20 protein-coding genes and 1 riboswitch are annotated in these 18581 nt (G+C 69.5%); of the genes, 14 read left to right on the plus strand and 6 right to left on the minus strand.

Annotated features, from left to right (window positions below; genetic code table 11):
• Window positions 1-22: 22 nt before the first annotated feature.
• Window positions 23-172 (plus strand): hypothetical protein, encoded by a 150-nt coding sequence (locus tag FHR84_RS06725; protein ID WP_179534601.1) that lies wholly within the window; start codon window positions 23-25, stop codon window positions 170-172.
• A 106-nt stretch (window positions 173-278) separates the two neighbouring features.
• On the opposite strand, the gene FHR84_RS06730 is transcribed toward FHR84_RS06725, so the two are convergent.
• Window positions 279-1634 carry a GntP family permease gene (locus FHR84_RS06730; RefSeq protein ID WP_246300304.1) on the minus strand — a complete coding sequence of 452 codons (1356 nt, stop codon included), beginning with the start codon at window positions 1632-1634 and terminating at the stop codon, window positions 279-281.
• Between the two features lie 135 nt (window positions 1635-1769).
• On the opposite strand from FHR84_RS06730, the gene FHR84_RS06735 reads away from it, so the two are divergent.
• Together FHR84_RS06735 and FHR84_RS06740 are read left to right on the plus strand one after the other, a co-directional pair.
• The gene (locus tag FHR84_RS06735; protein ID WP_179534602.1) at window positions 1770-3428 is read left to right on the plus strand and encodes a sensor histidine kinase; all 1659 of its coding nucleotides are present in this window, start codon (window positions 1770-1772) and stop codon (window positions 3426-3428) included.
• 1 nt (window position 3429) lies between these two features.
• A complete protein-coding gene (locus FHR84_RS06740) occupies window positions 3430-4110 on the plus strand; it encodes a response regulator (protein WP_179534603.1) in 681 nt (226 codons plus the stop codon).
• A 95-nt stretch (window positions 4111-4205) separates the two neighbouring features.
• Here the strand turns inward: FHR84_RS06740 and soxR are convergent, their stop codons facing one another.
• Window positions 4206-4667, minus strand: a complete 462-nt coding sequence (soxR, locus tag FHR84_RS06745) for a redox-sensitive transcriptional activator SoxR (protein ID WP_179534604.1) — start codon at window positions 4665-4667, stop codon at window positions 4206-4208.
• A gap of 91 nt (window positions 4668-4758) precedes the next feature.
• Here soxR and hisH point away from each other — a divergent pair, with 91 nt between their 5' ends.
• The 5 genes from hisH to hisI all read left to right on the plus strand — a co-directional run bounded on the left by hisH (window position 4759) and on the right by hisI (window position 7851).
• The gene (gene hisH, locus FHR84_RS06750) at window positions 4759-5391 is read left to right on the plus strand and encodes an imidazole glycerol phosphate synthase subunit HisH (protein WP_179534605.1); all 633 of its coding nucleotides are present in this window, start codon (window positions 4759-4761) and stop codon (window positions 5389-5391) included.
• A gap of 47 nt (window positions 5392-5438) precedes the next feature.
• Window positions 5439-5603: a hypothetical protein gene (locus FHR84_RS06755; RefSeq protein WP_246300398.1), complete on the plus strand. Its 165-nt coding sequence runs from the start codon at window positions 5439-5441 to the stop codon at window positions 5601-5603.
• Window positions 5604-5914: 311 nt separating this feature from the next.
• Window positions 5915-6655, plus strand: a complete 741-nt coding sequence (gene priA, locus FHR84_RS06760) for a bifunctional 1-(5-phosphoribosyl)-5-((5-phosphoribosylamino)methylideneamino)imidazole-4-carboxamide isomerase/phosphoribosylanthranilate isomerase PriA (RefSeq protein WP_179534607.1) — start codon at window positions 5915-5917, stop codon at window positions 6653-6655.
• A 57-nt stretch (window positions 6656-6712) separates the two neighbouring features.
• Window positions 6713-7486 (plus strand): imidazole glycerol phosphate synthase subunit HisF, encoded by a 774-nt coding sequence (hisF, locus tag FHR84_RS06765; protein ID WP_179534608.1) that lies wholly within the window; start codon window positions 6713-6715, stop codon window positions 7484-7486.
• Window positions 7483-7851, plus strand: coding sequence for a phosphoribosyl-AMP cyclohydrolase (hisI, locus tag FHR84_RS06770; RefSeq protein WP_179534609.1), 369 nt, complete (start codon window positions 7483-7485; stop codon window positions 7849-7851). Before hisF ends, hisI begins: the two co-directional genes overlap by 4 nt.
• 79 nt (window positions 7852-7930) lie before the next feature.
• Here the strand turns inward: hisI and FHR84_RS06775 are convergent, their stop codons facing one another.
• On the minus strand, window positions 7931-8554 hold the full coding sequence (locus FHR84_RS06775; protein ID WP_179534610.1) for a TetR/AcrR family transcriptional regulator: 624 nt from the start codon (window positions 8552-8554) through the stop codon (window positions 7931-7933).
• An 88-nt stretch (window positions 8555-8642) separates the two neighbouring features.
• Between FHR84_RS06775 and FHR84_RS06780 the strand changes: the two genes are divergently transcribed.
• The 6 genes from FHR84_RS06780 (at window position 8643) to lgt (ending at window position 15298) form a co-directional block, all read left to right on the plus strand.
• Complete coding sequence (locus tag FHR84_RS06780) at window positions 8643-10274, plus strand: anthranilate synthase component I (protein WP_246300305.1); 1632 nt, start codon at window positions 8643-8645, stop codon at window positions 10272-10274.
• A complete protein-coding gene (locus FHR84_RS06785; RefSeq protein ID WP_343075177.1) occupies window positions 10271-10924 on the plus strand; it encodes a Trp biosynthesis-associated membrane protein in 654 nt (217 codons plus the stop codon). Before FHR84_RS06780 ends, FHR84_RS06785 begins: the two co-directional genes overlap by 4 nt.
• A 338-nt stretch (window positions 10925-11262) precedes the next feature.
• Complete coding sequence (gene trpC, locus FHR84_RS06790) at window positions 11263-12075, plus strand: indole-3-glycerol phosphate synthase TrpC (protein ID WP_179534612.1); 813 nt, start codon at window positions 11263-11265, stop codon at window positions 12073-12075.
• An 8-nt stretch (window positions 12076-12083) separates the two neighbouring features.
• Window positions 12084-13364, plus strand: coding sequence for a tryptophan synthase subunit beta (trpB, locus tag FHR84_RS06795; RefSeq protein ID WP_218862316.1), 1281 nt, complete (start codon window positions 12084-12086; stop codon window positions 13362-13364).
• Entirely contained in the window at window positions 13361-14176 is an 816-nt protein-coding gene (gene trpA, locus FHR84_RS06800; RefSeq protein WP_179534613.1) for a tryptophan synthase subunit alpha, read from the plus strand. The genes trpB and trpA overlap by 4 nt, the downstream gene beginning before the upstream one ends.
• A 54-nt stretch (window positions 14177-14230) precedes the next feature.
• Window positions 14231-15298: a prolipoprotein diacylglyceryl transferase gene (gene lgt / locus FHR84_RS06805; protein ID WP_179534614.1), complete on the plus strand. Its 1068-nt coding sequence runs from the start codon at window positions 14231-14233 to the stop codon at window positions 15296-15298.
• Between the two features lie 79 nt (window positions 15299-15377).
• Here lgt and FHR84_RS06810 read toward each other — a convergent pair whose 3' ends face one another.
• The 3 genes from FHR84_RS06810 to FHR84_RS06820 are packed head-to-tail and all read right to left on the minus strand — an operon-like array spanning window position 15378 to window position 18285.
• The gene (locus FHR84_RS06810; protein ID WP_179534615.1) at window positions 15378-16172 is read right to left on the minus strand and encodes an ABC transporter ATP-binding protein; all 795 of its coding nucleotides are present in this window, start codon (window positions 16170-16172) and stop codon (window positions 15378-15380) included.
• Between the two features lie 55 nt (window positions 16173-16227).
• Window positions 16228-17316, minus strand: a complete 1089-nt coding sequence (locus FHR84_RS06815; protein ID WP_218862317.1) for a FecCD family ABC transporter permease — start codon at window positions 17314-17316, stop codon at window positions 16228-16230.
• A 9-nt stretch (window positions 17317-17325) separates the two neighbouring features.
• Window positions 17326-18285 (minus strand): ABC transporter substrate-binding protein, encoded by a 960-nt coding sequence (locus FHR84_RS06820; RefSeq protein ID WP_179534616.1) that lies wholly within the window; start codon window positions 18283-18285, stop codon window positions 17326-17328.
• Between the two features lie 103 nt (window positions 18286-18388).
• Window positions 18389-18464: riboswitch (cobalamin riboswitch) on the minus strand.
• Between the last annotated feature and the right edge of the window lie 117 nt (window positions 18465-18581).

Below are 18581 nucleotides of genomic sequence, written 5' to 3' on the forward strand. Positions count from 1 at the left end.
CCGGTGACGAGCGGAGCGTGCCGTGCGGGACTTCCTGCCGATCTTGTTGCTGGCCTTCGCGGGTTTCCTCGCGGGAGGGGCCTACGCGATGTGGAAAACCACGCGGGGGCTCGCCGTGGTGCTCGCGGTGGCCGCGCTGGTGGCGCTGTCCGGTGGGCTGCTGTGGCTGTGAGGAGCACGCCGCGGAACGTTCCGCGGCGTGCTCCGCGACCGGAAGGCGCGTCCGGGGAACCGGTTCCGCCGCCCGAGCCCCCGGACGGTCGGGACGGGGCTCTGCGTCAGACGACCGGGCTGAGCACCAGCACGCAAAGCAGCGAGATCACCGAGGCCATCATCGTCACCAGAGTGCAGGTCTTCAGGGTTCCGCGTGTGCTCAGGCCGAGCAACCGCTGGAACATCCAGAAGAAGTTGCTGTTGACGTGCACGGCGAACAGCGCGCCCGAACCGGCCGCCAGGGCGATCAGCAGCGGCGCCGTGTCCGTTCCGCCCAGTGCGGGGGCGAGGATGCTGCCCGCTGTGATCGCGGCGACCGAGGTGGAACCGATCGCCACGTGCAGCACGGCCGCGATGATCCAGGCGAGCAGCAGTGGCGAGAAGGCGTTCGAGGAGAAGTACCCGGACAGGATCTCCTCCAGACCCGTCGCGGAGATCACCCCGCCCAGTGAGCCCCCGATGCCGGTGATGATCAGGATCGGGCCGCACTCGCGCATCCCCTCGGCCACGGCCGAGCTGGCCACGCCTCGGGAGAACGTGCGCCACGCCAGCAGGTAGGCCCCGAGCACACCGATGAACAGGGCCACCAGGGGGTTTCCGAGGAAGGCGAGCGGGCCGGAGGTCACCCCCGCGACCTTGGCGATTCCGCCCGTGGCGATGAGCACGATGGCGAGCACCAGCGGCAGCAGCGAGACTCCCAGCGGGGGGAGCCGGTCGCCGCTCCCGGTCGTGTTCGCCTCGGTTCCCTCCGTGTCCTCCTCGCCGAGCTCCTCCACCGACAGCTCGTCCTTCTCCGCGTTCCACAGCCCGCCGCGCAGCAGCCACCGGTAGAGGTAGATGGTCACCAGCGCGGTGGGGACCGTGACGAGCAGACCGAACAGCAGCATTCGCCCCAGGCCGACGTTCAGCAGCCCGGCGACGGCCAGCGCGCCGGCCCCCGGGACGACGAGAACCAGGCCGAGCTCGGAACCGAGGATCAGGGCCGCGCCCATGGCCGCGGTTCCGTCCCGTTTGATGCGCGGTGCGATGGACCTGCCCAGCGGAGCCGTCAGCACGAGCAGCACGTCCGTGTAGATGGCGGGGAATATGCTGCTCATCGCGGTTCCGAACACGTAGGGAGAGCGTTCGGCCCCGAACACGCGTAACAGGCTCTCGGTGAGTTTCCGCAACGCGCCGGTTGCCGAGAGCAGTGACCCCAGCAGCACGCCGAAGGTGATCAGCAGACCTATCTCGGTCATTATGTCGCCGAAGCCACTGGTTACGGCCTCGGCCGTTCCGCTGAAGCCGAGGCCGGTGGCCAGCCCGAGGTAGAGTGATCCGAGCAGTAGCGCCATCAGCGGTTCGATGCGCAGCGCGAGGATCAACAGGATCGTTCCCGCTATGGCGATCCCGGTGTGCAGGAGAATCAGGGACTCGCTCAACCGCCCGACCTTTCCGTCGTCATCACGGTTAACTCCGTGTTGCGTCCGTGCGATGTCGCGGGGAACTATCGGCCGCCGCTCGTGCGGTGTCATCGTTGTGTTCATTTCGTTCACGAGTCGCCGGGGGAGGGATGATTGACCGATTCCGGTACGCGCGTTCCGCTTCGAGCGGGCGGCGACACCCGTTGGAGCCTGGCGCGCAGGCTGTTCGTCCTCCAGGCGGTGATCGTGATCGTCGTGATCCTGGCCGGCTCCGGACTGGCCTGGTACAGCGCGCGTGCGCAGAACCAGGAGGCCGCGCGCGGCGAGGTCCGTGCCGTGGCGAAAACCCTGGCGGGGATGCCCGCCCTGCGGTCCGCTCTGGACGGTGCGGATCCGAGTGACCGGCTTCAACCCCTGGCGGAGAGGACGGCCTCCCAAACGGGGGTCGACTTCGTGACGATCATGAGCAAGGAGGGAATCCGCTACACCCATCCGGATCCGAGCAGGATCGGCGAGCGTTTCTGGGGGCACATCGAGCCCGCGGTGCGCGGGAACACCTTCACCGAGACCTACGCGGGGACCCTGGGGCCTTCCGTGCGGGCGGTGGCGCCCGTGCTCTCCCCCGCGGGGAGGGTGACGGCGCTCGTCAGCGTCGGGATCAGGGTCCGGGTGCTCACCAGGCAGCTGCAGGACCAGCTACGTGCTCTGTTGCTGGTCGCGGGGCTGGCGCTGCTGTTCGGCGGGCTGGCGACCTACCTGGTCAGCGTACGCATGCGCCGGTACACCCACGGTCTTTCCCCGGCGGCGCTGAGCAGGGTGCACGAGTACCACGAGGCGATCCTGCACGCCGTGCGCGAGGGACTGCTGCTGGTCTCTCCCCGCGGTGTGGTGACCCTGTGCAACGACGGGGCAGCCGTGCTGCTGGGACTGGATCCGGCGCTGACGGAGGGCAGGCGTGTCGACGATCTCGGGCTGCCCGACTCCTTGGCAGCGGTCCTGGGAAGTCGTGCTCCGGTGCGTGACGAGCTGCACCTGAGCGAGGACAGGGTGCTCCTCGTGACCGTCGTCGCCGCGGGCGGCGGCAACGGGGAGCTCGGCAACGTGGTCACACTGCGGGACCACACCGAGCTCCGCACGTTGAACCGCGAGTTGGACACGCTGCGCGGTTTTTCGGAGTCGCTGCGTTCGCAGGCCCACGAGTCGGCCAACCGGCTGCACACGATCGTCTCGATGATCGAACTCGGACGTACCGAGCAGGCCGTGGAGTTCGCGACCTCGGAGCTGCGCACCGCTCAGCAACTCACCGATCGGGTGGTCGGTGCTGTGGAGGAGCCGGTGTTGGCCGCCGTTCTGCTCGGAAAGACCGCCGAAGCGCGCGAACGCGGGGTCGAGATCGGCATAACCGAGGACACCCGGGTCGACGAGTCGGCTTCGGAGGCCGTGGACCCCCGGGAGCTCGTGACCGTGCTCGGGAACCTGATCGACAATGCGGTGGAAGCGGTGCTGGCCGCCGGGGCGGGCTCGCCAGCGGTCGACGTGACTCTCCGCGCCGAGGAGGAGGGCCTGCTGGTCAGGGTGGTCGACAACGGGCCGGGCGTCGATACGGGGACGACGCGTGAGCTGTTCCGCCGTGGCCGCTCGGGCAAGGGCGACGGCAGGGGACTGGGGCTTGCTCTCGTAGGGCAGAGTGTTCGCCGTCATGGTGGTCACGTCGAGGTGGCCAACGACACCGGCCGAATGCGGGGAGCGGCTTTCACCGCGTGGTTGCCGTTGGAACCGCTCGCCGGACGGGAGCCGAAGGCGGGAGGATGACGTGATCTCGGTCCTGGTGGTGGAGGACGACGAGGTGGCGGGCGAAGCCCACGAGAGCTGCACGAACAGCGTGAGTGGATTCCGCGTGGTCGGCCGGGTTCGTACCGGTCAGGAGGCCCTGCGGTTCCTCGGCCACACCGCCACGGACCTGGTGCTGCTCGATCTCCGGTTGCCGGACATGGACGGTCTGCGGGTGAGTCGCACGTTGCGGAGGCAGGCGAGCGAAACCGATGTGATCGCGGTCACCTCGGCTCGTGATCTCAGCCGGGTGCGCGAGTCGGTGGCCAGTGGCGTGGTGCAGTACCTGCTCAAACCGTTCACCTTCGCGGCGATGCGGGAGAAACTGGAGAACTACGCCCGTTTCCGGAGCAGCATTTCCCGGGAGGGGGCCGTCAACGGCCAGCACGAGATAGACCACGCCTTCTCCGCGTTGCGCGACGGCGATCGCCGCGAGCTGCCCAAGGGGATGGGGGAGCAGACGCTCGAGTCGGTGGTTTCGGCCGTGCGGGAGCTGCCGGAGGGGGGATCGGCCGAGACGGTCGGCCGGTTCAGCGGTGTTTCCAGGGTGACCGCGCGCAGGTATCTGGAGTACCTGGTCGAGTGCGGCACCGTGTCGCGCGCTCCCCGCTACGGAGGTGTGGGGCGTCCCGAGATGAGTTACCGCTGGAACGGGAACTCCTGACCGGTGGTGGCCACCGGGGCGCCCGCTCACGAGACCGCGGGGGTTCCCCGGGGCGACTCACCGGGACACGGGCGAGCGGGAAACCCCGACGAGGGTCACATCCCTCCCTCGGCCTCGGGGCGCAGCAGCGGTGCGGCTGGACCTTTCTGCGCCATCCGGTCGTCCGGGTTGTACAGCGAGCAGGTGTTCAACGAGAGGCAACCGCACCCGATGCAGCCGGTGAGCCGGTCGCGCAGTCGCCGCAGCCCGTCGATCCTGGCGTCGAGCTCGTCCCGCCAGTGCTCCGAGAGCCGTGCCCAGTCGGCCTTGCTGGGGGCGTGGTTCTCCGGGAGCGTGCTCAACGCGTCCGTGATGTCCTCCAGGCTGAGCCCGACTCGCTGGGCCGCGCGGATGAACGCCAGCCGACGCAGCACCCCGCGCTCGTAACGTCGTTGATTGCCGCTCGTGCGCGTCGAGCTGATCAGCCCGCGGTCCTCGTAGAACCGAAGTGCCGTCGTCGCGAAACCGCTGCGTTCCGCGACCTCGCCGATGGTCAGTTTTGCGGAGGGGTTCGACACGGGACCAGCCTACCGCCGCGATTTCCAGTTCACTGGAAGGACAGGTGTGGTCCTGAGGGGGGCGAGGAAGCGGTTCGGGTAGCCTGGAGCCGTGGCACGAGTCGTCGTACTGGACTACGGATCGGGCAATCTCCGTTCGGCCGAGCGCGCGTTGGAGCGCGCCGGGGCCGAGGTGGAGGTTACCGCCGACCATCGGCGCGCCGTCGAGGCGGACGGGTTGGTCGTGCCCGGTGTCGGTGCGTTCTCGGCCTGCATGCGTGGTTTGCTCGAAGCCGGAGGGGACCGGGTGATCGACCGTCGGCTGAGCGACGACCGTCCCGTGCTGGGGATCTGCGTGGGAATGCAGATCCTTTTCGAGCGCGGCGTCGAGCACGGTGTCGAGGCCGAGGGAGTCGGACGTTGGCCCGGCACGGTCGAACGGCTTCGTTCCGAGACGCTGCCGCACATGGGGTGGAACACGGTCTCCGCGCCCGCCGACAGCGTGCTGTTCGCGGGACTCGACCCGGAGACCCGTTTCTACTTCGTGCACTCCTTCGCGGCACGTGAGTGGCCCACCGTCCCCGGTGGTGCCGGCGCGGGGAAAACCCGGTTGATCACTTCCGAGCACGGCGAGTCCTTTCTGGCGGCCGTGGAGGACGGGCCCCTGATGGCAACCCAGTTCCACCCCGAGAAGTCGGGGGAGGCCGGGAGCCGGTTGCTGCGCAACTGGTTGGAGACCCTGTGAGGACACGCAGGCACGGGTTGATGCGACCTGGAGGAGCCGCACGTGTCGTGGCTTTCGTGCTGTGCCTGGGGATGGTCATCGGCTTCTCCTCGACCTACCTCGTGTCGGCGGGCGTGTCCGGTTGGCTCGTGCTGTTCTTCGCGCTGCTGGTGCTGGGGGTTCCGGTGGTGGCGGCGTTGCGCTCGAACGGCCGATCAGGCGGAGGGGACTGAGTGAGGTTCTCCGTCTCGGTCGTCGTGGGTGGTCGCGGGACCCCTCGCGGTCTCGTGAGCGGGTGCCCCGACATCGGGTGGTCGCCTGCACGACGTCGGGACCGTCCTCGCGGGAGCACCACGGGGAACCCGCGGCGGTCCCGGTTGCCGGGGCGGGGTGTTTCGGTACCGGCAGCGCCGAAGGAGAGCCCCGGCCCGACCGACGAGCCGAGCGGGGAACTCGATGAGAACCGTTCGTCAGGCTCGAGTGGTCAGCGCCGGCTCCGCGGGGTGTCGTCGTGGCGGGATACGAGGGGTCGTAGGCTTGAAGCGTGACTTTCACGCTGCTTCCCGCCGTCGATGTGGCAGATGGACAGGCAGTGCGCCTCGTGCGGGGCGCGGCCGGGACCGAGACCTCTTACGGTGATCCGCTGCAGGCCGCCCTGGCCTGGCAACAGGCCGGTGCCGAGTGGGTTCATCTCGTCGATCTGGACGCGGCGTTCGGGCGTGGTTCGAATCGTGAGCTGTTGGCCGATGTGGTCGGCAGGCTCGACGTGAATGTCGAGCTTTCCGGGGGGATCCGGGACGACGAATCCCTGCGGGCCGCGCTGGGGACCGGATGTGCCCGGGTGAACCTGGGAACCGCCGCTCTGGAGGATCCGGAATGGACCGCGAGCGTGGTGCGTGAGCACGGCGAGCGTGTCGCGGTCGGCTTGGACGTCCGGGTGGAGGAACGGGGGCACAGGCTCGCCGCCCGTGGCTGGACCCGCGACGGCGGGGACCTGTGGGAGGTGCTCGACCGGCTCGACGAAGCCGGGTGCAGCCGCTACGTGGTGACCGACGTGAGCAAGGACGGAACTCTGCAGGGGCCCAATCTGGGACTGCTGCGTGCCGTCTGCGAGCACACTCCTGCCCCCGTGGTGGCCTCGGGGGGGATTTCCACGGTGCACGACCTGGTGGCGCTGACCTCCCTCGAGCCGGCCGGCCTCGAGGGCTCGATAGTCGGCAAGGCCCTCTACGCGGGCAATTTCACTCTGTCCGAGGCGCTCGCCGCTGTGCGGTCGACCGGCTGACCGGTTCGCGGCCGGTGCCGCGTACCGCGCCTCGTGCGGGGCACTTACCCTGGAAGTATGGCTGTTGCGGTGCGCGTGATCCCCTGTCTGGACGTCGACGAGGGGAGAGTGGTCAAAGGGGTGAACTTCACCGACCTCGTCGATGCCGGAGACCCGGTCGAGCTGGCCAGGACCTACGACCGCGAGGGAGCGGACGAGCTGACGTTCCTCGACGTGACCGCTTCCTCGGGCAACAGGGAGACCACGTACGACGTGGTGAGCGGCACGGCCGATCAGGTTTTCATTCCGCTGACCGTCGGCGGTGGGGTGCGCACCCCGGACGACATGGACCGGTTGCTGCGCGCCGGAGCCGACAAGGTCAGTCTGAACACCGCCGCGATCGCGCGGCCCGAGCTGCTGGAAACGGCTTCCCGACGGTTCGGCGCCCAGTGCGTCGTCCTCTCGGTCGACGCCAGGAGGGTTCCGGAGGGCGGGGAGTCCACGCCCTCCGGGTTCGAGGTCACCACGCACGGTGGAAGCAGGGGGACCGGGATCTGCGCGGTCGAGTGGGCCGAGCGGGCCGAGCGTCTCGGCGTCGGGGAGGTCCTGCTCAACTCGATGGACGCAGACGGCACGAAGGAGGGCTTCGACCTGGAGATGATTCGTGCGGTTCGCGCGGCGGTGGGGGTTCCGTTGATCGCCAGCGGTGGTGCTGGTGACAAGCGGGACTTCGCTCCGGCCGTGCACGCGGGGGCCGACGCAGTGCTCGCCGCGAGCGTGTTCCATTTCGGACAGCTGAGCATCGCCGAGGTCAAGGAAGCCATGCGCGCGGAGGGGATCACCGTTCGATGAGCGAGCTCGGGCAACTTCCGGAGAAGTTGGACCCCGCGATCGCGGGCAGGCTCAAGCGCAACGACGCGGGACTGGTCGCCGCCGTGGTGCAGCAGCACGACACGGGCGAGGTGCTGATGCTGGCCTGGATGGACGACGAGGCGTTGCGGCACACCCTGGCCACGAGGCGGGCCACCTACTACTCCCGCAGCAGGGCCGCCCACTGGATCAAGGGCGAGTCCTCGGGCAACACCCAGCACGTGCGCGAGGTCCGGTTGGACTGCGACGGCGACACGGTGCTGCTGCTCGTCGACCAGACGGGACCGGCCTGCCACACGGGCGCGCCGAACTGCTTCGAAGCCGATGTCCTCCTGGCGGACGAGTAACCGGTCGGCGGTGGGTACCCGTCCGGAAGTGACGCCGTTCTCCTGGGCGTGACCGGAGAACGGCTCGCGGCGCGGGGCTTCAGGACGGGTCGAGCCGGCCGGTCAGGTAGTGCTGCAGATTGGGGGCGACGGCGGTCACGATCGTCTCGTGCTCGGTCGTGTCCAGCGGTTCGAGACGCATCACGTAGCGCATCATTCCCAAACCGATCAGCTGGGATCCGCACAGGGCCGCGCGCAGTTCCGTCCGGTCGGCCCCGAGAGCGTGCAGCAGTGGTTCGAGCAGTGTCGTGGTGAGGAACTCGCGCAGCATGCGAACCGCCTCCTCGCCGGTGGACAGGCTGCGTATCAGCGCGGTGAACTCGCCGCCCCCGGCGGAGTCCCACGTCGACAGGAAAACGCGCAGCATGCGTTCCGCGAGTCGTTCCACCGGACCGTCCAGCAACTGGGGAAGTATCCGGTCCGGATCGACCGGCAGCGCCACCGCCGCGGCGAAGAGCCCCTTCTTGTCGCCGAACCAGTGGCGGACCATCGCGGGGTCCACTCCGGCCCTGCCCGCGATATCGCGCACGGTGGCACCGCTGTAACCGTGCTCGATGAACGCCGCACGCGCGGCGGTGAGCAACGCCGCTCTGGTTTCGTTCCCGCTGCCGCGTCTGCCTCTGCGTCCGCTTTCCCGGGGGCTCCCGTGACCACTGTCCTGCACGACGACATCCTCACCGGGGGGTCTCCGCTCCCGCAAACGCCGGGGTTAGGCACGCAGGGGCGCTGGGCGGCCTGCAACAATGGCGGCCATGGTCGGCGACGGTGACATCGGCACTATCAGTCCTCCACGAGCCGAGTTCCGGGAACTGGCGACGGGACGCAGAGTGATTCCGGTGGTGCGGCGGTTGCTCGCGGACGACGAGACGCCGCTCGGAGTCTATCGCAAGCTCGCCCGTGACGAGTCGGGAACTTTCCTGTTCGAATCGGCGGAGAACGGGCGATCCTGGTCGCGATGGTCCTTCGTCGGCGTGCGCAGTGCGGCCGCTCTCACGGCGCGCAACGGTCGGACGCACTGGCTGGGTCAGCCACCGGCCGGGGTGCCGACCGAGGGTGATCCGCTGCGAACGCTGCGGGAGACCGTGCGCCTGCTGCACACCGATCCGTTGCCGGGGCTGCCTCCGCTGACCGGCGGGATGGTCGGCTATCTCGGTTACGACACGGTTCGCAGGTTCGAGCGATTGCCCGACTCGGCCGAGGACGATCTCGGCCTGCCCGAGATGGTCATGTTGTTCGCGACGGATCTGGCGGCTCTGGACCACCACGAGGGCACGATCACGTTGATCGCGAACGCCGTCAACTGGGACGACAGCCCCGAGCGGGTGGACGCGGCCTATGACGACGCGGTCCGCAGGCTCGACGAGATGACCGCACGGCTTCACGAGCCGAGGCCCTCCACCGTCGCGACGTTCTCCCGGTCCGAGCCGGATTTCACGCGGCACCGCAGTTCCGAACAGCACCAGGAAGCCGTCCGGAAGGCGAAGGAGGCCATACACCAGGGCGAGGCCTTCCAGGTGGTCGTCTCCCAGCGTTTCGAGATGCGGACCGATGTCGAGGCCTTCGACATCTACCGCATCCTGCGCACGACCAACCCGAGCCCTTACATGTACCTGCTGCGGTTGCCCGATCCGGAGGGGGGCCGGCCCTTCGACATCGTCGGCTCCAGTCCGGAGTCCCTGGTCCGGGTCAGGGGCGGGCAGGCGACGACCTACCCGATCGCGGGCACCAGGTGGCGCGGGGCGGACGAGGACGAGGACGTCGCTCTGGAGAAGGAGCTCATCAACGACGAGAAGGAGCGCGCGGAGCACCTCATGCTCGTGGATCTCGCGCGCAACGACCTGGGGCGGGTGTGCAGGCCGGGCTCGGTGCACCCGGTCGAGTTCTTCCGGGTGGAGCGCTACAGCCACGTCATGCACATCGTCTCCTCGGTCACGGGTGAGCTCGCCGCGGACCGGGTCGCCTTCGACGCCGTGGAGTCGTGCTTTCCCGCGGGGACGCTGTCCGGTGCCCCGAAGCCGCGTGCGCTGGAGCTGATCGAGGAGCTGGAACCGGTGCGGCGTGCCCAGTACGGGGGTGTCGTGGGGTATCTGGACTTCGCCGGGGACGCGGACACGGCGATAACGATCCGCACCGCGTTGCTGCGGGACGGGACGGCCTACGTTCAGGCGGGAGGCGGGATCGTCGCCGACTCCGACCCGGAGGCCGAGGACCGCGAGTGCCTCAACAAGGCCATGACCGTGCTCAACGCGGTGGCCACCGCCCAAACCCTGCGGAGCCCTTCGACGGGCTCCGGGGACGGGAACGCTTCGCGGGAAGCGGCCGCCGCGAGCTCCGCGGTGCCGACGCCCGGGAACACGGAGGACGGGAATGCGAGGCAGGCGTGACCGGTGAACAGGCAGGCGTGACCGGTGAACAGGAATCCGGCGGGCGCGGCACGGGTCGCCGGCTGCTGGTCGCGTGTGTGATCGGCATGATCGCCGCCGCCGTGGGGCTGTGGGCGGCCGGTTCGCTCGTGTGGGTGCACCAGAGGTACCGGACCCCCTTCTCGGGGGAGTCGGTGACCGAGGTCACCGGCGCCACGATCCGCGGCGAGCTCACACCGCTCGCGCTGGCCACGCTGGCGGCCATCGCAGCCGTGCTGGCCACTGGCGGGCTGATGCGTCGGGTGATCGGTCTGATCGTCCTGCTGGAGGCCGTGCTGCTGACCTGGCGGCTGGTCGACTGGACGACGGGGTCCCACGGGGTCGACGAGCTCCCCGGCACGCCCCCGGGGACCCGCGCGCTCGCCGTGGAGCGAGTGGTTCCGTACGGTCCGATCCTGATGGGCGCCTGCGCGGCCGTGCTGCTGCTCTGCGGGCTCTCGGTGCTGGTGACGGCTCGGCGGATGCCCGCGATGGGGGCCAAGTACTCGGCTCCTTCCGCGGAGCGCGAGCCCGGCGATCCCGACCAGCGCATCTGGGACGCCCTCGACAGGGGGCGGGATCCCACCGAGAACGAGGAGCCCCCCGGAGGGGACGAACCACCGCGCCCCTGATCGAGGTCTTCCGCTCGGTTCGTGGTGTCCGTTCCGCGTGCTCGCGGGATTCGGGCGAGGGCAAGCCTGCGCGCCCGGAGTGTCGTGGGGAACGTCCTCACGGGGGAACCCGTGTACCCCCAACAGCAGGAACGGTGTGACCACCAGGGACTTAGGTCCTTGGTGCGCTGGGACGTTCTTCCGCCCCCTGCGGTGGGGTTCACACCGAACGGGGTTAGCATCGACAACGCGACCGGCACGGCGGGGAAGGGGAGTGTCGTGATCGAGCGCGATGAGACGATCCGCGCGTATTGCCACCTGCGAGCAAGTGTCCGGCCGGCCCTAGGTGAGGTGCGCGCGTGAGCGTTCTGGACACGATTATCGAGGATGTGCGAACGGATCTGGCCGCTCGTGAGGCGGCCGTTCCGTTCGAGGAAATCAAGCAGCTTTCCGCTGCCGCACAGCCGCCCAAGGATGTGTGGGCGGCGCTGCACGAACCGGGCGTCGGTGTGATCGCCGAGGTCAAGCGGCGCAGCCCCTCGAAGGGGGAGCTGGCCGACATAGCCGAACCGGCCGATCTCGCGGCGGAGTACTACGACGCGGGCGCCAGGGTGATCAGCGTGCTCACCGAGGAGCGTCGTTTCGGCGGTTCGCTCGCCGATCTGGACGCGGTGCGCGCTCGGGTGAGTGCTCCGCTGTTGCGGAAGGACTTCATCGTCAGCCCCTACCAGGTGCACGAGGCACGTGCGCACGGAGCGGACATGGTGCTGCTCATCGTGGCCGCGCTCGAGCAGAACGCTCTCGAGGCCCTGCTGGACCGGGTGGAGTCGCTCGGGATGGCGGCCCTGGTCGAAGTGCACAACGCCGAGGAGGCAGACCGCGCTCTCGCGGCAGGTGGAAAGATCATCGGCGTGAACGCGCGGAACCTGCACACGCTGGAAGTGGACCGGGAGGTTTTCGGGCGGACAGCCCCCGGACTGCCCGCCGAGGTGATCAAGGTCGCCGAGTCCGGAGTGCGCGGGCCCAGTGATCTGATGGCCTACGCGGGCTCCGGTGCCGACGCCGTCCTGGTCGGCGAGGGTCTGGTCGGTAGCGACAATCCACGTGCGGCTTTGACGCAGTTGGTCACGGCGGGGTCGCACCCCGCCTGCCCGCGGCCGAGTCGCGGATAGGAGACCGGATGACAGTACGCGATCCCGACGAGGCGAACGGCGTGGGCGGTGCGCATGCCACGTCCGGTGGGCACGATCCCGACGAGGGCGGCCATTTCGGTCCCTACGGGGGCCGGTTCATGCCAGAGGCGCTCATCTCCGCTCAGGACGAGCTCGCCGAGGAGTACGACAAGGCGCGCAACGACCCCGAGTTCGTCGCCGAACTCGATCGGTTGTTGCGGGACTACGCCGGCAGGCCCTCGCCGCTGACCGAGGCGGAGCGGTTCGGTGCCCACGCGGGGGGAGCCCGGGTGCTGCTCAAGCGCGAGGACCTCAACCACACCGGATCCCACAAGATCAACAATGTGCTCGGCCAGGCGCTGCTGGTCAAGCGCATGGGAAAGCGCCGGGTGATCGCCGAGACCGGTGCGGGACAGCACGGGGTCGCCACGGCCACGGCCTGTGCGCTGCTGGACCTGGACTGCGTCATCTACATGGGCGCGACGGACACCGAGCGGCAGGCGCTCAACGTCGCCAGGATGCGGTTGCTCGGGGCGGAGGTGCGGCCGGTGAACACCGGTTCGGCCACGCTCAAGGACGCGATCAACGAGGCCCTGCGGGACTGGGTGACCAACGTGGCGGACACCCACTACCTGCTGGGCACGGCGGCGGGCGCCCACCCGTTCCCGCTGATGGTTCGGAACCTCCACAAGGTGATCGGCCAGGAAGCCCGGGAGCAGGTGCTGCGCTCGACCGGTGAGCTGCCCGACGCCGTGCTCGCCTGCGTGGGAGGCGGTTCCAACGCGATCGGCGTGTTCCACGGCTTCGTCGACGACCCGGGGGTTCGCCTGATCGGCATGGAGGCGGGAGGCCACGGTCTCGACAGCGGGGAGCACGGTGCCGCGCTCACGAGCGGAACTCCGGGCACCCTCCACGGAGCCAGGTCGTACCTGCTGCAGGACGAGGACGGCCAGATCGCCGAGGCCTATTCGATCTCGGCCGGTCTGGACTACCCGGGTGTGGGCCCGGAACACGCGTGGTTGGCCGACAGCGGACGCGCCGAGTACCGTGCCGTGACCGACGAAGAGGCCATGGAGGCGTTCAAGCTGCTCTCCCGCACGGAGGGCATCATCCCCGCCATCGAGTCGGCCCACGCGCTGGCCGGAGCGCTGCGCCTCGGAAGGGAGCTCGGCCCCGACGCGGTGCTCCTGGTGAACCTCTCCGGGCGAGGGGACAAGGACATGGACACCGCCGCGCACTACTTCGGCCTCGTTCCCGAGGCCGGTATCACGGGAGAGGACCAGCAGTGAGCCTGGAAGATGTTTTCCGTACCTGTGCGGCACAGCGGCGGGCGGCTCTGATCGGCTACCTGCCCGCGGGGTTCCCCACGATGCCCGAGAGCGTCGAACTCCTCGAGGCCATGGTCCGGGGGGACGGCGACACGCCGGGCTGCGACATCGTCGAAGTGGGGCTGCCCTACTCCGATCCCGTGATGGACGGGCCGACGATCCAGGCCGCGTCCGGGCAGGCGCTGCGCAACGGGTTCCGGGTGCGCCAACTGTTCGACGCGGTCTCGGCGGTGGCCGCGGCAGGCGCGGCTCCCGTGGTCATGAGCTACTGGAACCCGATACACCGCTACGGTCCGGACGCTTTCGCCGGGGACCTGCGTGCCGCGGGAGGACTCGGACTGATCACACCGGACCTGATCCCGGAGGAAGCCGGGGAGTGGACGGCCGCGTCGAACCGGCACGGACTCGACAGGATCTTCCTGGTGGCCCCCTCCTCCTCGGAGCGGCGCCTGGCGCTGACGGCCGAAGCGGGTTCGGGTTTTCTCTACGCGGCCTCGGTGATGGGGGTGACCGGGGCGCGGGACTCCGTGTCCGGTTCGGCGCGGGACCTGGTGCGTCGCACCAGGGAGCACACGAGCCTGCCGATCGGTGTGGGGCTCGGGGTGCGCGACGCCGAGCACGCGGCCGAGGTGGGCCGATTCGCCGACGGGGTGATCGTCGGTTCCGCCTTCATCACCCGTGCCGAGCGGGAGGGCGCCACGGGAGCGGGCGCTTTCGCCGGCGAGCTCGCCAGGGGGCTGCGTGCCGAGCCCGCGTCGACAGCGGAGCGGTGATCCGAGGCGGGAACCCGTGTCGAAGGCGGTCCACGCGCCCGTTACGGTAGTCGCGTGACTGTCGCGCTGCCGACCCCGGCGACCACTCATCTGGCCAACATCCCCAGTCCCGACCGCGGGGTCTGGTTCCTCGGCCCGGTCCCCATCCGCGCCTACGCGCTCTGCATCATCGTCGGCATCATCATCGCCATCTTCTGGGCGGAACGCCGCTGGGTGGCACGCGGTGGCCGCAAGGGCGCGGTTACCGACATCGCCGTTTTCGCGGTTCCCTTCGGCCTGGTCGGCGGCAGGCTCTACCACGTGATCACCGACTACTGGCGTTATTTCGGCGCCGACAGTCCGAACCCGTGGTGGGGCATATTCCAGATCTGGCAGGGCGGCCTCGGCATCTGGGGAGCCGTGGCTCTCGGCGCGGTCGGTGCCTGGATCGGCTGCAGGCGGCGCGGAGTGCCGCTGCCCGCCTTCGCCGACGCGGTGGCCCCCGGACTCGTGGTGGCCCAGGCCGTCGGCAGGTTGGGCAACTACTTCAACCAGGAGCTCTACGGCGGTCCGACCGACCTGCCCTGGGGACTGGAGATCTACCAGCGCGAACCGGACCCGGTCACCGGTGTGGCCGTCAGTGACGTGCCCGTCGAGGTCGTGCACCCCACGTTCCTCTACGAGCTGCTGTGGAACCTGCTCGTCGCTCTGCTGATCGTCTGGGCCGACCGCAAGTTCCGAATGGGGCACGGCAGGGTGTTCGCGCTGTACGTGGCCGGCTACACGGCGGGGCGCTTCTGGATCGAGATGATGCGCACGGATCCGGCCTCCACCCCGTTCGATCTGGGGATCAGGGTCAACGTCTACGTCTCGGCGCTGGTTTTCGTGCTCGCCGTGGCCTGTCTGCTGCTCGCCCGACGTGGCAGGGAGGATCCACACCTCCTGCTCGGCAAACCGATGCCGGGAGACCCCGACTACGGGACGGGGAGCTCCGCGGCCCGGGAGAGCGGGGCTCCGGGGCAGGAGAGCGGACGTGGTTCCGTCACGGAGGAGACGTTCGAGGCCGAGCACGCTCACGGGGACGAGCCCCCGGACTCCTCCTCGGAGCGCGGAGCCACGGGGAGGACGAACCCTCCCGAGTGACCGGGTTGCCGGGGACTTCGCGGTCCCGGCCCGTCGGCGGTGCCGCCCGGGCCCTGCCGCGGAGCCCACGCGGTCCGCGTCAAGCGCGCCGCCGGGGTTCCGCGGCACGTACGGGTGCGACGACCGGGGAACCGTCCGGGGCGCGCAGGACGGAGATCCGAGCGGTGTAGTGCTCTTCCAGGGTGTCGGCCGTGAGCACCTCCTCGGGAGTGCCTTCCGCCGTCACCGCGCCCTGGTCCAGCAGCAACAGACGTTCGGCGTACTGGCCCGCCATGGTGAGGTCGTGCAGCGTGGTCACGACCGTGGTCCCCTGCTCGTGCCGTAGCCGGTCGACCAGGTCCAGCAGTTCCTGGGCGTGCCCCACGTCCAGGCCCGTGGTCGGTTCGTCGAGCAGCAGCACACCGGTGCGCTGGGCCAGGGCCCGCGCCAGCACGGCTCGTTGCCGCTCACCCCCTGAGAGGGTGGGGAGTTTGCGGTCGGCCATCCGGGTGAGGTCCAGGCGGTGCAGCACCTCGGCCACCACGTCGAGGTCCGTCCCGCTCTCCCTGCCCAGCAGCCCCGTGTGCGGAGTACGCCCGAGCAGCACGTAGTCGGTCACGGTCAGTCCGACGGGCAGCTGCGGAAGCTGGGGTGCGTACCCGAGTGATCTGGCCCGGTCCCGGTGCCGCAGTCCGGTGACGGCGCGTCCGTCCACGAGCACCCTCCCGGTGTGCTCGACGAGACCGAGCACGGCCTTGAGCAGGGTGGACTTGCCCGAACCGTTCGGACCGATAACCCCGAGCCAGCCCCCGGACTCGATCCCGGCGGAGACATCGGAGACCACTGTACGGCCCCGGTATCCCGCCGAGAGCCCGCTGATCTCCACGGCGCTCATACGATCGCCTCTCCGTTCGCGGTCTCGGTCCTCACCGGACGCCTCTTCCGTTCCGTCACCGCGTTCGGTTCGTGCGCAGCAGCAGGGCGAAGAACGGAGCCCCGGTGAAGGCGGTGACGACGCCGATCGGGAGTTCGGCCGGAGCCATGACGGTCCGAGCCAGCATGTCGGCTCCCACCAGGAAGGAACCACCGAACAACAGCGAGAGCGGGACTATGACGCGGTAACTGCCCCCCGCGGTCAGCCGTACCAGGTGAGGGACGACCAGCCCGACGAACCCGATCAACCCCGCCACGGAAACGGCCGATGCCGTGGCCAGTGACGCGGCCACCAGCACCAGAGCTCTTACCCGGCCGGGGCGGACTCCCAGCGCGCTCGCCTCCTCGTCCCCGGTCCCGAGCAGATCCAGCAGCCTGGAGCACGCGCACAGCACCACGGCGGCCAGTGCCGAGGTCGGCAGCACCACGAGCACCTCGTCCCACCCCGAGGTGCTCAGGTTGCCGAGAATCCACATGTACACGCGTTGCAGGGATTCCACGCGGAGCTGCTGGACGAACGTCTGGGCCGCAGTGAGGAAGGCACCCACCGCCACCCCGGCCAGCACCAGGGTGGCGGTGTCGGGTCCGGCGGAACGGCCGATCAGCCAGGTGAGCCCGACCCCGCCCAGCGCGCCGCCGAAAGCGGCCAGCTGCGCGAGACCGGTGCTGCCGAGGTCGACCTGCGGCACCGTGGTGACCACGACGGTCACGCTGAGTCCGGCCCCCGCTGCCGCACCGAGCAGGTAGGGGTCGGCCAGCGGATTGCGGAAGACGCCCTGGAAAGCTGCTCCTGAAACCGCCAGTGCGGCTCCGACCAGCGACGCGAGCACCACACGGGGGACGCGCAACTGCCAGAGGATCGCGGCTTCACGTCCGGAGAGGGGCGAGCGGCCTCCCGTCAGCTGCGCGCCGATCTCGGCGAGCACGCGCTGCCAGCCCAGGTCGGCCGCGCCGATCAGCGCGGACAGCAGCGTCAGCGCGACGAGCACCGCGAGTCCGCACAGCACGTGGACCGGCCGCAGCGCGTTGCGCCGGGGACGTGCTCCGCGCTCGGGTGCTCCGGAGGAGCCGTCCGTGACGGCGGTGCCGGCCCGTAACTCGCTCATCCGGAACGGTCAGCTCTTCTGCGCGGAGTCGACGGCCTCGCTGATCGAGCGGGCCAGTTCGACCACGCGCGGTCCCCAGCGGTTGGCGATGTCCTCGTCGAGTTCGTGGATCCGTCCTTCGCGCACCGCCGTCAGGTTGTTCCAGCCGGGACGCCGGGAGACTTTCTCCTTCGTGACGCCGGCGGAGCCGGTGTCGGCGAGGAAGATCATGTCCGGATCCGCCCGCAGGATCTTCTCCTCGGAGAGCCGGGGAAACTTGCTGTCGCCGGCGGAGTCCGCGATGTTGGTCAGTCCGAACTTCCGGTAGACGTTGCCCACGAAGCTCTCGGACGTGCTGGTGAAGTGGTCCGGGCTGATCTCGTGGTAGTAGGTCAGTTCCCCTTGCGGTTCGGGAGTCCTCTCCACCAGTTCGTCCATCCGGGAGCGCATGCGGTTCACGGTCTCGGTGGCGCGTTCGCCGTGCCCCGTGGCCCGTCCCAGTGCCTTGATCTGGTCGTACGAGTCCTGAAGGTTTTCGGCCGAGGGGGTGAGCAGCACCGGAACGTCGATCTCACGCAGCCCGTCCGCCAGCGAGTCCGCACTGCCGGCCTGGGCGATCACGAGATCGGGACGGTACTCGGAAACGGCGCTCGCGCTGGTGTCCAGGGCGGAGAACTCCTTGCGCGGAGCCCTGCCGGGATGGTCGGAGTTCTTGTCGACCGCGATGACCTGCTCATCCGCGCCGATCTCGTAGAGAACCTCGGTGGCCGTCGGGCTCAGCGAGACGATGCGCTTCGGCTGTTCCGTCAGGGTGACCGGCTGCCGGCCGGACAGCTCGACCCTGACCGGAAAGGCGGAAGCGGAATCGTTCCCGCTGTCCGGCTGCTCGTTGGAGGTGGGCCTGCTGGCGCACGATGTGAGTGGAACGAGTAGCGCGAACACGGCCAGCAGCAGGGCCGCGTTGCGGCGAAGTCCGATCGTCCGGCTCATGACTGTCCTCGGTCTCGGCCGGTGCACGCGGAGTCCGCCACAGAACCGGCCGACACCGCGTTCCTGCACCGGGAACGGCGGTCTCGAGTGACGTACGAGGCGACCTGGCTCGGCCCGGTCGTTCCGCGACGGCGGAACGGGGCCTCACAGTTGCGGGACAGCACCGGAGTCACACCGGGTTTCGCTCGTACGGCACCACGCGGGCTGCTCCGTGGGGAGCAGTCAACGTTCTGATCAGCAAAGATACCAGTTCGTTCGGTCGTGTGAGCGGACAGCCCCGCCGGTGCGCGGTACTG

It is taken from the genome of Actinopolyspora biskrensis (genome assembly GCF_013408175.1).
In the GTDB taxonomy this organism is placed as follows: domain Bacteria; phylum Actinomycetota; class Actinomycetes; order Mycobacteriales; family Pseudonocardiaceae; genus Actinopolyspora; species Actinopolyspora biskrensis.

Excerpts from the sequence above, each read along its gene's own strand:
- FHR84_RS06780 (WP_246300305.1), top strand. The coding sequence starts at position 8,643 with ATGGTCGGCGACGGTGACATCGGCACTATCAGTCCTCCACGAGCCGAG.
- hisI (WP_179534609.1), top strand. The coding sequence starts at position 7,483 with ATGAGCGAGCTCGGGCAACTTCCGGAGAAGTTGGACCCCGCGATCGCG.
- FHR84_RS06810 (WP_179534615.1), bottom strand. The coding sequence starts at position 16,172 with ATGAGCGCCGTGGAGATCAGCGGGCTCTCGGCGGGATACCGGGGCCGT.
- FHR84_RS06815 (WP_218862317.1), bottom strand. The coding sequence starts at position 17,316 with ATGAGCGAGTTACGGGCCGGCACCGCCGTCACGGACGGCTCCTCCGGA.
- hisF (WP_179534608.1), top strand. The coding sequence starts at position 6,713 with ATGGCTGTTGCGGTGCGCGTGATCCCCTGTCTGGACGTCGACGAGGGG.
- trpB (WP_218862316.1), top strand. The coding sequence starts at position 12,084 with ATGACAGTACGCGATCCCGACGAGGCGAACGGCGTGGGCGGTGCGCAT.
- FHR84_RS06820 (WP_179534616.1), bottom strand. The coding sequence starts at position 18,285 with ATGAGCCGGACGATCGGACTTCGCCGCAACGCGGCCCTGCTGCTGGCC.